The organism is Paenibacillus auburnensis (assembly GCF_927798115.1).
Taxonomy (GTDB): Bacteria; Bacillota; Bacilli; order Paenibacillales; family Paenibacillaceae; genus Paenibacillus_AQ; species Paenibacillus_AQ auburnensis.
In genome coordinates this window covers 1,425,591-1,440,062 of sequence record NZ_CAKMMG010000001.1, presented here as the reverse complement: position 1 = coordinate 1,440,062, position 14,472 = coordinate 1,425,591, and the positions used below count along the sequence as shown (strand labels likewise).

At 50.3% G+C, this 14,472-nt stretch carries 16 protein-coding genes; 10 read left to right on the top strand and 6 right to left on the bottom strand.

Annotated features, from left to right (window positions below):
* The first annotated feature begins 27 nt into the window (after window positions 1-27).
* From L6H70_RS06640 to L6H70_RS06620, 5 genes are all read left to right on the top strand, one after another.
* On the top strand, window positions 28-1,185 hold the full coding sequence (locus L6H70_RS06640) for a glycoside hydrolase family 88/105 protein (RefSeq protein WP_236331149.1): 1,158 nt from the start codon (window positions 28-30) through the stop codon (window positions 1,183-1,185).
* The gene (locus L6H70_RS06635; protein ID WP_236331146.1) at window positions 1,169-2,527 is read left to right on the top strand and encodes a glycoside hydrolase family 28 protein; all 1,359 of its coding nucleotides are present in this window, start codon (window positions 1,169-1,171) and stop codon (window positions 2,525-2,527) included. The genes L6H70_RS06640 and L6H70_RS06635 overlap by 17 nt, the downstream gene beginning before the upstream one ends.
* A 19-nt stretch (window positions 2,528-2,546) precedes the next feature.
* Window positions 2,547-3,449, top strand: a complete 903-nt coding sequence (locus L6H70_RS06630) for a dienelactone hydrolase family protein (protein ID WP_236331143.1) — start codon at window positions 2,547-2,549, stop codon at window positions 3,447-3,449.
* 292 nt (window positions 3,450-3,741) lie between these two features.
* Window positions 3,742-5,307: a glycoside hydrolase family 43 protein gene (locus tag L6H70_RS06625; RefSeq protein WP_423802807.1), complete on the top strand. Its 1,566-nt coding sequence runs from the start codon at window positions 3,742-3,744 to the stop codon at window positions 5,305-5,307.
* Between the two features lie 133 nt (window positions 5,308-5,440).
* Window positions 5,441-6,427: an aldo/keto reductase gene (locus tag L6H70_RS06620; protein WP_236331137.1), complete on the top strand. Its 987-nt coding sequence runs from the start codon at window positions 5,441-5,443 to the stop codon at window positions 6,425-6,427.
* A gap of 155 nt (window positions 6,428-6,582) precedes the next feature.
* Here the strand turns inward: L6H70_RS06620 and L6H70_RS06615 are convergent, their stop codons facing one another.
* Window positions 6,583-6,804: a hypothetical protein gene (locus L6H70_RS06615; RefSeq protein WP_236331135.1), complete on the bottom strand. Its 222-nt coding sequence runs from the start codon at window positions 6,802-6,804 to the stop codon at window positions 6,583-6,585.
* A gap of 240 nt (window positions 6,805-7,044) precedes the next feature.
* Here L6H70_RS06615 and L6H70_RS06610 point away from each other — a divergent pair, with 240 nt between their 5' ends.
* The 3 genes from L6H70_RS06610 (at window position 7,045) to L6H70_RS06600 (ending at window position 9,581) form a co-directional block, all read left to right on the top strand.
* Window positions 7,045-7,884, top strand: coding sequence for a DegV family protein (locus L6H70_RS06610; RefSeq protein WP_236331132.1), 840 nt, complete (start codon window positions 7,045-7,047; stop codon window positions 7,882-7,884).
* A gap of 135 nt (window positions 7,885-8,019) precedes the next feature.
* Window positions 8,020-8,373: a hypothetical protein gene (locus L6H70_RS06605; RefSeq protein WP_236331129.1), complete on the top strand. Its 354-nt coding sequence runs from the start codon at window positions 8,020-8,022 to the stop codon at window positions 8,371-8,373.
* Window positions 8,374-8,564: 191 nt separating this feature from the next.
* Window positions 8,565-9,581, top strand: coding sequence for a S66 family peptidase (locus L6H70_RS06600; protein WP_236331126.1), 1,017 nt, complete (start codon window positions 8,565-8,567; stop codon window positions 9,579-9,581).
* 59 nt (window positions 9,582-9,640) lie between these two features.
* On the opposite strand, the gene L6H70_RS06595 is transcribed toward L6H70_RS06600, so the two are convergent.
* From L6H70_RS06595 to L6H70_RS06575, 5 genes are all read right to left on the bottom strand, one after another.
* Complete coding sequence (locus tag L6H70_RS06595) at window positions 9,641-9,928, bottom strand: YxcD family protein (RefSeq protein WP_236331123.1); 288 nt, start codon at window positions 9,926-9,928, stop codon at window positions 9,641-9,643.
* Entirely contained in the window at window positions 9,928-10,362 is a 435-nt protein-coding gene (locus L6H70_RS06590; RefSeq protein WP_236331120.1) for a hypothetical protein, read from the bottom strand. The genes L6H70_RS06595 and L6H70_RS06590 overlap by 1 nt, the downstream gene beginning before the upstream one ends.
* A 173-nt stretch (window positions 10,363-10,535) precedes the next feature.
* Window positions 10,536-11,114, bottom strand: coding sequence for a beta-class carbonic anhydrase (locus L6H70_RS06585; protein ID WP_236331117.1), 579 nt, complete (start codon window positions 11,112-11,114; stop codon window positions 10,536-10,538).
* A 140-nt stretch (window positions 11,115-11,254) separates the two neighbouring features.
* Complete coding sequence (locus L6H70_RS06580) at window positions 11,255-11,431, bottom strand: hypothetical protein (RefSeq protein ID WP_236331115.1); 177 nt, start codon at window positions 11,429-11,431, stop codon at window positions 11,255-11,257.
* 142 nt (window positions 11,432-11,573) lie between these two features.
* Complete coding sequence (locus tag L6H70_RS06575; RefSeq protein WP_236331111.1) at window positions 11,574-11,993, bottom strand: GNAT family N-acetyltransferase; 420 nt, start codon at window positions 11,991-11,993, stop codon at window positions 11,574-11,576.
* Between the two features lie 209 nt (window positions 11,994-12,202).
* On the opposite strand from L6H70_RS06575, the gene L6H70_RS06570 reads away from it, so the two are divergent.
* Window positions 12,203-13,720 carry a carboxypeptidase M32 gene (locus L6H70_RS06570; RefSeq protein ID WP_236331110.1) on the top strand — a complete coding sequence of 506 codons (1,518 nt, stop codon included), beginning with the start codon at window positions 12,203-12,205 and terminating at the stop codon, window positions 13,718-13,720.
* Window positions 13,721-13,775: 55 nt separating this feature from the next.
* On the top strand, window positions 13,776-14,423 hold the full coding sequence (gene trhA, locus L6H70_RS06565) for a PAQR family membrane homeostasis protein TrhA (protein ID WP_236331107.1): 648 nt from the start codon (window positions 13,776-13,778) through the stop codon (window positions 14,421-14,423).
* Window positions 14,424-14,472: the final 49 nt, after the last annotated feature.

Below are 14,472 nucleotides of genomic sequence, written 5' to 3'. Positions count from 1 at the left end.
TTTTCACTATATTTAGGAGGTTAGCAGATGGGGAAGCAGTGGGCTGTCAGAACGGCGGAGTCGATCATGGAGCGTCTGCCGAGGCTGTATCAGGATAAAGGCTACAACGGGAAATGGTCATATGATTACGGAGTGGTCTTGAAAGGGTTTGAGCTGCTGTGGAAGCAGACAGGCGACCGTAAATACTTCGACTATATCGCTGACAATATGAATTACTTCATTCAGGAGGACGGCAGCATCCGCGGATACCGCCAGGACGAATACAATATCGACCATATCAATAACGGCAAATTGCTGTTCACCCTGTATGCGGAGACGAGCCTTGAGAAATACAGGCTTGCGGCAGATTCCCTGCGGGAGCAGCTCCGCACTCATCCCCGGACAAGCGAGGGGGCGTTCTGGCATAAGAGCATCTATCCGTATCAGATTTGGCTGGACGGTTTATATATGGGCTCTCCGTTCTATTTGCAGTATCTGCTGGCTTTTGAAGAGGGCGGGTCGCTTACGGATGTAACGAAGCAGTTCATTGTGTGCGAAAAGCATACCAAAGATCATGCAACCGGGCTGCTGTTTCATGCCTGGGATGAACAGAAGGTGCAGCCGTGGTGCAATCCGGAGACGGGCCTGTCAGCGAATTTCTGGGGCCGCTCGATGGGGTGGTACCTGATGGCGCTGGTGGATGTGCTGGAGATGCTGCCGGAGGACCATGCAGACTATGCTGAACTAGTACGCATTCTGCGGGATACTTTAACTGCACTGGAGAAATTCCAGGATGCCGAAGCCGGTGTGTGGTATCAGGTCGTCAATCTCGGAGAGCGTAAAGGCAACTACCTGGAAGCATCGGCTTCCAGCATGATCGTGTATGCAATCGGCAAAGGTATCCGTTTAGGCCTCCTGGATGCGGGCTGGAACGTTGTACTGGACCGTGCTTATGAAGGACTTATTACGGAGTTTGTACTGGAGACCAAGGAAGGCTGGGTTAACCTGAACAAAAACTGCCAGGTCGCCGGGCTGGGCGGTGCCGATAAACGGGACGGAACTTATGCCTACTATATCAGTGAGCCGATTATTACCAATGACCAAAAGGGGCTGGGGGCGTTTCTGCAGGCATGCGGTGAGTATGAACATTTAAGAGCAGGGCAGCTCACTGCGGAAAAGGGAGGATCACATGCAGCAGGTATATAATATTGTTGACTTTGGAGCGCAGCGGGACAGCGGAATACCGGCAACGTCAGCCATTCGAGAGGCAATTACAGCGGCAAGCCTAGCCGGAGGCGGGACCGTGTATATTCCGGCAGGGCGGTATCTGAGCGGCGCGATTCTGCTGGAGAGCAATATTGAGCTGAACTTAAGTCCCGGCGCGATCCTCTCTTTCAGTACCGATCCGGCTGATTATCCGGTTGTAGAGTCCAGATGGGAAGGTGTGAGGCAGCAGGTCTATGCTTCCTGTATTTATGGCAGAGACCTCGTCAATATCTCTATCACCGGCAGCGGAACGCTTGAAGGTAACGGCGGGCCATGGTGGGATGTGTTCCGGAACCGCCGCCAGGAGCTGGAATACCCGCGTCCCAAGCTGATCAGCTTCGACCGCTGTTCACGGGTAACCATCCAAGATGTTTCCCTGCAGAACTCGCCCAGCTGGACGGTTAATCCTATAGAGTGCAGTAATATTACGGTCGACAATGTTTCGATCCTGAATCCGGCTGATTCTCCGAACACAGACGGCATCAATCCGGAGTCCTGCTCGGGTGTGCGTATCAGCAACTGCAGCATTGACGTCGGGGATGACTGCATTGCCATTAAGGCCGGAACCGAGGATACAGCGGAACGAATTCCCTGTGAAAATATTACGATTACGAACTGCACCATGGCCCACGGACATGGCGGTGTGGTGCTTGGCAGCGAGATGAGCGGAGATATCCGCAATGTTGTGATCAGCAACTGCATCTTCAAAGAGACCGACCGCGGCATCCGCATGAAGTCCCGGCGTGGCCGGGGAGGGATCATCGAAGACATACGTATCTCCAATATTGTGATGGACCAAGTACTCTGTCCGTTTACGATGAATCTGTATTATTTCTGCGGGCCTCGCGGCAAAGAGAAGTACGTCTGGGATAAGAACCCGTACCCGGTCACCGAAGAGACACCTTGCTTCCGGAGGATACATTTTGCCAATATTACGGCACGGAACGTACACGCTTCTGCCGGCTTTTTGTACGGCCTGGCAGAGCAGTATGTCTCCGAGATTACTTTCAGCAACGTGGACATTTCCATGGCGGAGAACGCGGTGCCGGGTCACCCGGATATGATGACCGGCATGGAGAGTATGAAGAACCGCGGCTTTTACCTCGGCAATGTGCGGGATGTGAGGTTTCAACAGGTTACGGTAGAGAATCATGAAGGCCCGGCTTTTTATATTGAGAACGGGGACGAGGTGGAGCTTATTCACTGCCAGTCCCGGAATACACGCAAGCCGGAGCACCTGGTGGAACGGGTAACACTCTCCTCGGCTGATCTGAATGTATAAGGATAGGATGGTGGCTTATATGTCTGGTGAAAAAGTACCCTTAGAAGCTCTGCTTGGTGATCTGCCTGAGTCTGGGCCTGGACCGGTTGAAGCGGTGCTGCTGAAGCAGGAGGTTCATGAAGGCTACCGCCTGGAATCCCTGCTGCTCGATTTGAATGGCATAGAGCGGGTACCGGCTTCTGTTGCGAAGCCGCTTGCAGGGGATGGCCCCTTTCCGCTTGTGCTGTTCAATCACTCGCATGGCGGGGATTACACGAATGGCCGCAAGGAATTAATCCGCAGCAGCCCTTATCTGCAGCAGCCTTCGTTCGCCAAGACGCTTACGGATAGGGGATACGCGGTCTGCTGCATTGACATGTGGGGCTTCAATGAGCGCGGCGGCAAGAGTGAAAGCGAGCTGGTGAAGGAAATGCTCTGGCAGGGGAAGGTCCTGTGGGGCATGATGCTCTATGACAACCGCCGGATGCTGGATTATATGTGTTCCCGCGCCGATGTCGATGCTTCCAGAATCGGAACGGTCGGCATGTCCATGGGCGGCCTTATGGCCTGGTGGCTGGCTGCACTGGATGAACGGATCAAGGTAACGGTGGATATCTGCGGGCAGGTAGATGCCCAGACTTTGATTACTAAACGCGGACTGGATCATCACGGCTTCTACTCCTACGTGCCCGGATTACTTAAGTATTATACGACCCTGGACATTCAGCAGCGGATTGTTCCGCGGGCGCGGATGAGCTTGAACGGCAGGAGCGACCGGATGTGTCCGGCCGAGGGGGTCAGCCTGCTTGCGGACGGCCTAGCCGAAGCTTACCGGAAGTCCGGGCATCCAGAGCATTGGCAGAATGTTACGGCTACCGGAGGCCATATGGAGACACTGGAAATGCGTGTGGCCTGGCAGTCTTTTTTGGCGGCTCATCTTTAAGGAAGCTGGTGAAGCCTTGAATGTGGTGGGACCTGTTGAAGCCCCAATCATATAGTTTGATTTCGTCCACCTAATTTCAGCATTTATCCTGATATTTACGGTTTAAATGGATTTTCTCCATTTATTTTGATCCAAATCCGGATCTGGAAGTGAAAGCGGAACATTTAAGCGGAGATTTTCCAACTAACCCCTTGATGCTGGTGCTTGAGAGATAATGAAGTGGAGAAATTCCACTTAGATCGTTCACCATACGCACAAAAAATTTAGAAGGGTGGCCAGTTGAATGACTGCTATGATCAGAAATCCCGTCTTGCCCGGATTTAATCCGGACCCGTGTATCCTGCGTGTTGGGGAGACCTATTATATCGCTGTCTCATCGTTTGAGTGGCTGCCTGGAATCCGGGTATACCAGTCCGGCAATCTGGCAGAGTGGGAACATTGTACAGATATTCTGACCTCACAGGTTGATCTGAAGGGGAATCCGAAGAACGGCAGCATCTGGGCGCCGCAGCTCAGCTATCATGATAATCTGTTCTACCTGCTGTATACGGATGTTAAAAGTACCAAACGACCGTTCAAGGACTGCCACAATTATCTGATGACGGCACCATCTGTGGAGGGCCCGTGGTCGGAGCCGGTCTATCTGAACAGCAGCGGCTTCGATCCTTCCCTGTTCCATGATCGAGACGGTCGCAAATGGCTGCTGAATGCACTATGGGATTACCGCATTCTGGAAGGTAATAAATCCAGCGGTATTGTAATGCAGGAGTATGACCCTGCGGAGCAGAAGCTGATCGGCCAGCCGCTCAAGCTGTTCGACTGTACACCGCTGAAGAAGACCGAGGCGCCGCATATTTACAAGCGAAACGGCTACTACTACCTGATCACCGCTGAAGGCGGAACGGGTTCAGGTCATGCGGTAACCGTTGCCCGTTCGAAGGAGCTTGCCGGCCCTTATGAAGTAGATCCTCGTAATCCGATGCTCACCTCACGGAATAATCCTGAACTGTCGCTGCAGTGTGCCGGGCACGGCAGCCTGGTGCAGACGCCGGGCGGGCAGTGGTATATGGCTCACCTCTGCACCCGTCCGGTGGACGGGAAATATGCCATTCTGGGGCGTGAGACTGCGTTGCAGCAGGTGTATTGGGACGAAGAGGGCTGGCTGCGTCTAAGTGCCGGCGGTAATGAGCCGCAGCTGGAGATTCCGGCACCGGAGGGAGTACATTCCCTAAATAGACCGGTCCGCAGCATGTTATTTGAAGATAGCTTTGACGGTCCGCAGCTGAAGAAAGAATGGAATACACTGCGGATTCTCGCAGACGACAGCTGGTGCTCGTTGAAAGAGCGACCCGGTTATCTCCGGATCACTGCAGGAGAGTCGGTGCAAAGCCTGTTCAGGCATCATATCCTGGCAATCCGCCAGCGTGATATTCATTTCCGCGCGGAGACTACGCTTGAGTATCAGCCGGGCAATTATCTGCAGATGGCCGGACTGATGCTGTACTTAAATGACGAGAATTATCTCTATGCCTATGTAACCTACGAGCAGGAGCAAGGCCGGGTGCTGCGGCTGATGAAATGCGCTGCGGACAGCTTCAGCTATGAACCCGAAGCTATCCCGCTTACCGGAGATAAGCCGGTTCATCTGGCTGTATCGGCTGAAGGCGCTGCCGGGCAATTCTACTATCGTACCGGTGACGAAGCGGAGTGGATTGCTCTGTACTCGAAGCAGGAGCTCGGCTTCCTCTCCGGCGGGTTTACCGGTAATTTCATCGGCATTGCAGCGCATGACATGGGGCAATTCGCCGGTAGCTACGCCGATTTCTCCAGTTTCCGGTATGAAGGCAAAGATCAATAGAACATAAGAATAGCAGCGGGATGAACGGTGGGAGCGCCGGTCATCCTTTTTGCTTTTTGCGGATTGGCGGAGTAATGTGAATAATTGAGAAGTTAATTATTAGTTTATTCCTTTAGGAGAGGCGGAATTGAAGATGAACACGAGAATGTTAGGCCGTGAAGGGCTGCAGGTATCGGCGCTTGGACTAGGCTGTATGGGCATGTCCGATTTCTACAGCGGGCGGGATGATCAGGAGTCGATCCGCACGATCTACCGCGCCTTTGATTTGGGCGTTACCTTCCTGGATACTGCAGACATGTACGGTGTGGGCAAAAATGAAGAGCTTGTCGGCAAAGCAATCAAAGGCCGCCGTAACGATGTGATTATTGCTACCAAGTTTGGCAACGTGCGCAGTGCGGACGGAAGAATGCTCGGGATCAACGGCCGTCCGGATTACGTGAAGTCTGCCTGTGATGCCAGTCTCCGCCGGCTGGGCGTCGATCATATTGACCTCTATTACCAGCACAGGGTAGATCCGAACACACCCATTGAAGAAACTGTCGGCGCTATGGCGGATTTAGTACAAGCAGGTAAAATCCGCTACATCGGCTTATCTGAAGCCGGAGCGGGAACGATCCGCCGGGCACATAGTGTGCATCCCGTGTCCGCGCTGCAGACAGAATATTCGCTCTGGAGCCGGGATGTTGAGGATGAAATCCTGCCCGTATGTCGTGAGCTCGGAATCGGCTTCGTGCCTTACAGCCCGCTCGGAAGAGGCTTCCTCACCGGACAGATCCGTTCGTTCGAAGACCTGGCAGAGGATGATTACCGCCGGAATTCCCCGCGTTTCCAGGGCGACAATTTCAACAAGAACCTGGAGCTTGTAGAGCGGATCAAACAGATTGCTGCAGAACAGGAGGTTCAGCCGTCCCAGCTGGCATTAGCCTGGCTGCTTGCCCAAGGGGAGGATATTGTGCCGATTCCCGGAACCAAGCGGACGAAGTATCTGGAAGAGAACGTTGGGGCACTCGATATCGTGCTGAGTGAAGCGGATCTGCAGCGGATTGACGAAGTTGCTCCGAAGGGGGCTGCTGCCGGAACCCGCTATCCGGAGCAGGGGATGAAAAGTGTAAGCCTGTAATTGAGCAGGCACACGTTAGACAATCGAGCAAAACATGCAAAGCAGCGCTCCCCCTGTTCTGGAGGAGCGCTGCTTTGCATGTTTGACAAAATGGCGGCCAAGGGTACATCGATCAGCCGTTAATGGCTTGTCAGAGACTACCTTGACGCTATGAACTATTGCTTTTTATTCTCGTTATCTTTCGGCGACACTCTGGCAGGACGAACGACCCAGTTGCTGCGGTTCATCGGTTTTACAGTATCGATCCGCGGATTAGCCGGTTCCTCGATTTTTGCGGTAGAGGTCTCCGCCTCTGCGGAGCCCTTTTCCGGATTACTCCGCTTGGCCAGACCCCCACCGTTATGCTTGCCCTTGTTCCATACTCTGTTCTTGCCCACACGTTACACTCCATTTCTATATGCTGATTTATCAACCATATCACAATAAGGAAAGTGATGAAAGAAGCAGTTAAACCGGGTAATTAAGTGTATAACTCGTGTGAAATAGGGAGAAAAAGGGGAATATACCTTTTTTAGTTGTGAAAGCATAAAAACGATTTTTTGACAAGTTATAAAGTGTACTATTGATATCCTGTACCCCTGCCTATAATGGTATAGAATTGAAAGGAGAGTACCCTGATGCCCATCAAGATTATTACGGATAGCGGTTCCGATTTACCCCTTGAGTATGTTGAGAAGTATGGTGTTACGATCGTACATCTGCCGGTTCATTTCGGGGATGAGCTAATGCCTGAGAACACGTCTACCAAAGATTTTTATGCTAAAATGGTTAACTCCAAGGAGCTGCCGACCACGGCTAGTCCAAGTCCGCAGAGTTTCCTCGAAAAGTTCAAAGAAGTGGAAGCAGGTACAGATATCATGGTTATCTGCATGTCCTCCAATATCAGCAGTACTTATCAGACCGCAATGATTGCCAAGGAAATGTATGAAGAAGAAGGATTTCCTAACGCAATTGAAATTATAGATTCGAAGAGATTCTCCGGAGGCCTGTCACTTATTGTGGCAACGGCGGCGAGATTATCGCTCACTTGCAGCAGTATGGCAGAACTAAAGGAAATGGTGCTTACCCAAATCCAGGAAACGACGGCATACTTCACGCTGGATACACTGGAAAATGTCATTAAAGGCGGAAGGCTGAACCGTTTGTCGGGTGCCGTAGCATCCGTGCTGAACATTAAGCTGCTGCTCAAAATCAGCGACGAGGGTATCGTTGAGGTCGTGGAAAAAACACGCGGGCTGCCAAAGGCGCTGAATCATCTGCTGGCCAAGCTGGATGAGAAGACATTCGATTACGAGAAAGCGGCCATTGCCATCGTGCACAGTAATTGCGAGAAGCTGGCGCTGGAAATCAAAGGACGGATTCTTGAAAAGCATCCCTTCAAAGAGATTGTTTTCTCCAGCATGGGCTCGGTGATGGGCACTTATGCCGGTGAAGGCGGGATCGGAGTGGCTTTTTAGGCTGCTGCCACCCTATATAATCATCTCCAACAGTACCTGGCCACCAGCCGTTGTACGGTTTTTTTGGGCGATTAGACACTATCATATAGGCACCTGCATAGAATGGAGCAAATCCATTTACGGAGGTCAAACCTTATGCCGACATATAATACGGGTCAGCCATCAACGGTGATTTATCAAGCTGATCCAGCGGTTGTCCAGCATTTGCACGGTGTGCGCGAATCCCTGCACCATTCCTGCAAGCCATACTTAAACCACAAAGTGAAGGTGCAGACTATTGACGGAATGATGCATGAGGGCATCATTGCCGGCATGGACAGCAAACATATGTACCTGATGATTACAGTGAATGCCGAGCCGGCACGCGGGTTTTATAATCCGTACTACCATCCGTATCCGGGAACGGGATATCCATACCCGGCACCGATTAACAACAACGCTATTCTTCCGCTGGTGCTGTTCGAACTGCTCGCCATTTCTTTGGTCTAATGAGCTGACGTTACAGACCTATCAGAAAAAAACAGACATGAACCGGTTCAGCGGCTGTATGCCCCATGACCGGTCATGTCTGTTTGTGTTTGTAAAGGGTGCAGCCGTCCGCCTTGAACTCCTCGCTTCTGGTAAGACCCGCAAGATGTTAAACTGGGAAGAAAAGCTAAATCAGCCGAAGGAGGTTCCGAATGATTACATACCCGGTGCTCAAACCAGGAGCGGCAATCGGCGTGACTGCATCGTCTTTTGGAGTAGATGAATTGTCTAAGGATATTTTTGAAGAGGCAGTTGCCCGGATGCAAGAAAGAGGTTATCAGGTCATTCTCGGTCAGACGGTCTATAAGAAGGGCAAAGCGAAGTCTGCGCCGGGCAAAGAGCGGGGGATGGAATTCAATCAGATGATGCAGGATGAATCCGTCGACCTGATCATTCCGCCATGGGGCGGGGAGCTGCTGATTGAAATGCTGGAGTTCATTGATTTTGACCAGGTGCAGGGAAAGTGGATTCTAGGATTTTCTGATATCAGCCTGCTGCTGCTCACCATTACCTTAAGAACGGGTATAGCAACCGCGCATGGACCCAGCTTCGGCGATTTGCGAGGGCAACGGACGGACGAGACCACAGCGATGTGGCAAAAGGTGCTCGCTACGCCTTCCGGCGGCTCCATTCTCCAGCATTCTTCACAGAAGCATCAGGGAAAAGGGGAGCCAGACGGACCTTCGCCTTATATTTTTCATTTGAATACCAAGACCGGATGGAAGACGGTATCAGGAAAGGACGAAGCGCTCACAGGGCGCTTGCTCGGCGGATGCATAGATATTATCAGGCATATCATCGGGACGCCATACGGCGATGTTAAGCGTTTCAATGAGGAGATTATTCATGGGGAGCCTATACTCTGGTATCTGGAAAACTGTGAGCTGAATGCCGTGGATGTCCGCAGATCACTTGTTCAAATGAGATATGCAGGCTGGTTCGATAACTGTTCCGGAATTCTGTTTGGGCGCAGCGGAGGCAATCAGCCGGTTGATAATTATACGGCAGAGGATCTCTACCGTGATCTTTCGGAGGAGCTGCAGCTGCCGGTCATTTATGAGATGGATTTCGGACATGTCCCTCCGCAGATGACGCTGATTAATGGTGCCTATGCCGAGGTAGAGGTAATGAACGGCCAAGGTAACCTTAAGCAATATTTCCGCGAATAGTGAAAATAGAGCAAAGAGACAGCCCGGCGGGCTGTCTCTTTGGTGTACTTGCGGTGATATTACGTATTCACAATAGCGGTGATTTCCTCATCCAGGTCCAGCCGCACATCTTCACGGTAGGCGCGGATACCGTATTCACTATGCATGTAGCGTAGAATAGCTTCGATCATATTGGACTCTACAAGATACTGGCTTCGCCCCTGGATCCAGACTTCGGCGGTATAGCCGGTATCTTCCTCCCAGCTAAGCTCCACCTGTACGTCCTGGACATGTACCGCTTTGCGCTCAGCCATATGCAGGCAGATAGCATTGATGATTTCATCCATACTAAGAACGGTAGTTGGCATTAGTAGCGGCTGTTCCTTTCTTCAAATCTGCGTCTTTCTCTTCTGCGGCGGAAGAAGGACATGATCAGCACCACTACAAGGTAGATGGCGAGCATATTAATTAGGAATCCGATAATATTACCGAAGGCGCCCATTCCGGCGAACATGCTGCCGAAGAGGAAGCCGGCGAGTCCGCCGATCATTAGCCCCTTCATTAAGCTCCCGCCGCTGAAGAATCCCCGTTTTGCAGTGGAACCGGCAGTTCCTGCCGTAGTGCCTTTGGTGCTATCACTTTTTTTCACGTTGTCCGTAGTTGATTTCTTGGGAGTCGTGGTAAAGCCGCGGCTTCCGGATTTGAACCCTCCGCGTCTCGCATCTGCGAAATCGGGAACGGTAACAGCAAAGAACAGGGTAAAGGCCATTACGATCATCATTACACGTTTCATGGATTTCATTTAGTACAAGTACCCTCCTAAAGGTTGTCTTGAAATTTTGTGGTTCTGCTCAGTAATACGTAGTATGCCCTAGGAGGTTTCAATTTTAATTAAAATTATTACAAGTTAATAGTCTGAGGAAGTCAGTTTAGACAAAAAAAAGTGCGTGGACTGGGTCCACGCAAACAGCAGTTTCAGAGAGTTGCCTTGTTCTCCACATACCCGTCCGAGACAAGTTCAAGCGCTCCGGTAGCCGGATCAATGATCATGCCATGTACAGGAATGTTTGGGGGGAGTAAGGGATGGCGCTTAATCAGCTCCACAGTCTGAATTACCCCTTCTTCCACATTGTCAAACCCGCGCAGCCATTTGGTTAGTTTAATTCCTGAGTTCTCCAGCGTGGACAGCACCTCTTCGGAAACACCGCGTTCTTTGATCGAATTGATCATTTTGTCCGCATTCAGTGAAGCCATACCGCATTCATAGTGACCGACCACAACCACTTCATCCGCATCCAGTTCGTATAGGGCAACCATTACGCTGCGCATAACCGATCCGAAAGGCTGGGAGATGATCGCACCAGCGTTTTTGATGATTTTGACATCACCATTTTTGAAATTCATCGCTTTCGGCAAAAGCTCTACCAGCCGCGTATCCATACACGTGATGATGATCATTTTTTTATCCGGAAAGCGGCTGGTCAGATAGGCTTCATATTTTTTCTTCTCTACAAAGTTCTTATTAAAATTCAAAATATCCGATATTTGAGTCATGATCATTCTTCCTCCCAAAGGTTTTTTGTGTGTATCTTTTTAAGCGTACTTGGTACAGCAAATCGCTTCAAAAGCGTACCCTTATAAAATTATTGAGCCTTTACGTATGTACGTAAGGTCTAACGGGCTGATGTTTCACATCAAACTTCCTGCTGCCGGGCGTAAATGAACTGGCGATCCGAAACATTGATTCCATCGCAGCCGCAGCTCTCAGTATCAAACAAGAGTTTAAAAAAACCAGGCTTCCCGCCAAGCCTCTCCGTCAGCTTCCTCTCCGTCAGCTTCCTCTCTGCCAGCGGCGTAACTTGAATGTTCATGTTCTGTTCACGCTCCTTGAGTATGAGTGATTAGATGATATATTTCAAATTTGAAGCTGAATGCTTTGAAATGATTATACGGATTATAATTAACACACGTCAATATCCCCGAATATTCAGTTCTTCTTCATAATGCTGATCGTTATAACATCTTTGAAAAATATTTTGGAGACTCAGAAAAGCCCTGCCGGTCATAATAGCGGTGCGCGTCAGTTCTGCGGGAATGACAATGAACCTGAATTCTGTCGCAGTTCCTTTGTTTAGCAACCCTGCTGGCGTACTCTTCAATTTTTTGCCCGATACCTTTACCTCTTATGGATTCATCAACGATAAGATAGCTTATGCAGGCAATATCCCCTATAAGAGCTAACTGGGGAATAAAATGTAACGAAATGCAGGCAGCCACTCGTCCTTCATCTTCATAAACCATCAGCACTTCATCGGGATGAGCTAGGAGCCTTTCTATATTTTCTTTAATAAAGGACTCGGTATTAGGGTAGCCCAGCTGATCTAACAATTCAGATATTCCTTTCCAATCTTCAACCCGTGCGTGTCTGATCATTTCCTTCACTCCTTTTAGTGCTTTCCAAAATTAGCATTACTATAGCCCTCTGTAAATCTGGAGTCCAGTACCACGACAGGTTGATTTTTGTGTCATCTGGTTGGAAAGACATTGCAAGCTGCTCCAGGTACCCGGCGCGGTTGATTATACTGATCTAAAAAAGTATCATCAAGAGGAGTCAGCAAAACAGAGAAAGCAGGTGCATAGGAATGGAACAAGCAGTAAAAGAAGAATGGGAGAAATTTCAGGAGCTCTTATCCAAAATCAGCGGCTATAACGAAGCTATCGGACTCCTTCATTGGGATTTGCGCACAGGTGCCCCGCGAAAGGGCGTAGAGGTCCGCTCGGGAACGATCGGTATGCTCTCCGGAGAACTATTCAGACTGGAGACCTCGCCGGAGATGGGCGAGTTTACTAAATTTTTCAGCCGTCCTGACGTTGCGAACCAGTTGAGTGATGCCCAGAACAAAATCGTTAAAGACTGCCTCAAGGAATATGAACGCAGCAAGAGCATTCCATCCAAAAAATTCGAAGAGTACTCCGTTCTGGCAGCCCATTCCGAGAGCATGTGGGAAGAAGCCAAGGAAAACGATGATTTTGCTTCCTTTGAGCCTTACTTAAGCAAGATTGTCGCCTTCAAACAGGAATTTATTGATTACTGGGGTGTCAAGGATACCCGCTATGATACGCTGCTTGATATGTACGAGCCCGATTTGACTGTTGCCAAAGTAGATGAAATCTTCGGCCGCCTCCGCGCCCGTCTTGTGCCGCTCGTAGAGGCGATTAGTGCTTCACCTAACAAGCCGGATACCGAATTCCTGAGCCAAATCTACGCCAAAGAGCAGCAGGAGAAATTCGGCCTGTTCGTGCTGGAGCAGATGGGTTATGACTTTGAGGCAGGACGCCTTGATGAAAGTGTGCATCCGTTCGCTACCGGACTCAATCCGGGCGATGTGCGTATCACGACCAATTATTTGCTCGATAATGTAACGAGCGCAATTTTCAGCTCACTGCATGAAGGCGGGCACGCCCTGTATGAGCAAAATATCAGCAAGGATCTGGTTGGTACACCGCTTGCTACCGGCACCTCCATGGGAATCCATGAATCCCAGTCGAGACTTTGGGAGAATATGATTGGCCGCAGCCGTGCTTTCTGGCAGCGTTACTATGGTGATCTACAGCAGTATTTCCCTGAGCAGCTGGCGAATGTTGAAGTAGAGCAGTTTTACCGCGCGATCAACAGTGTAGCCAATTCGTTTATCCGGATAGAAGCCGACGAGCTAACGTATAACCTGCACATCATTGTCCGTTATGAGATCGAAAAGCTTATTTTCAATGAAGGCCTTGAGGTTAAGGATCTGCCTAAGGTCTGGAATGCCAAATATCAGGAATACCTGGGCATCACCCCGCCTTCCAATGCGCTGGGCGTACTGCAGGATGTTCACTGGTCCGGGGGCGACTTCGGTTATTTTGCTTCCTACTCCCTGGGGAATATGTATGCGGCACAGATTCTGAATACGCTCCGCAAAGAGCTTCCGGAGTTCGACAGCCTGATTGCTGAAGGTAATCTGCTGCCGATTAAGGAATGGCTGACGGATAAAATCTACCGCTTCGGCAAAAGTCTGACCCCTTCGCAAATTATAGAGCAGGTAACCGGCGAGCCGCTGAACCCGGATTATCTGGCCGATTATCTGGAAGCGAAATATACAGAGCTCTACAAACTGTAATCCGGCTGCCAAACACGTTATAATAGAAGGAAACGCAAACGGAAGGATTTTTGTGATGGCAAATACTTATACTTACAGCCGCAGGGAAGAGGTGGCGAATGCAATTACGCATGGTATCGGTACGGTACTGAGTGTAGCTGCGCTTGTCCTGCTCGTTGTTTTTGCCAGTCTGAAGGGAACGGCCTGGCATGTGGTCAGCTTCTCCATTTACGGGACAACAATGCTGCTTCTGTATCTCAATTCCACACTGGTGCATAGTCTGCGGGAGGGCAAAGCTAAGGATTTGTTCGAATTCTTTGACCATTCTTCGATTTATCTGTTTATTGCCGGCACCTATACGCCGTTCCTGCTGGTGGCGATCCGTGGAACACTGGGATGGAGCTTATTCGGCATCGTTTGGGGAGTGGCAATGTTCGGAGTGCTGTTCAAGGCTTTCTTCGTCAAAAAATTTCTGTTCATGTCTACGATCTTTTACATCACCATGGGCTGGCTGATCGTTATCGCCTGGAATCCGCTCTCGGCGTCTGTGGCCGGAGGCGGCATGACGCTGCTTATGGCCGGGGGGATCTTGTATACGCTCGGGACAGTCTTTTATGTATGGAGAGGCTTTCCGTTCCATCATGCAGTCTGGCATTTGTTCGTGCTTGCGGGCAGTGTGACTCACTTCTTCGCAGTCCTGATTTACCTGCTGCCGATCCGCTAACTGCAGTGAAATAGCCTCTAAATGATGCATTTTGCATACAAAAAAAGAT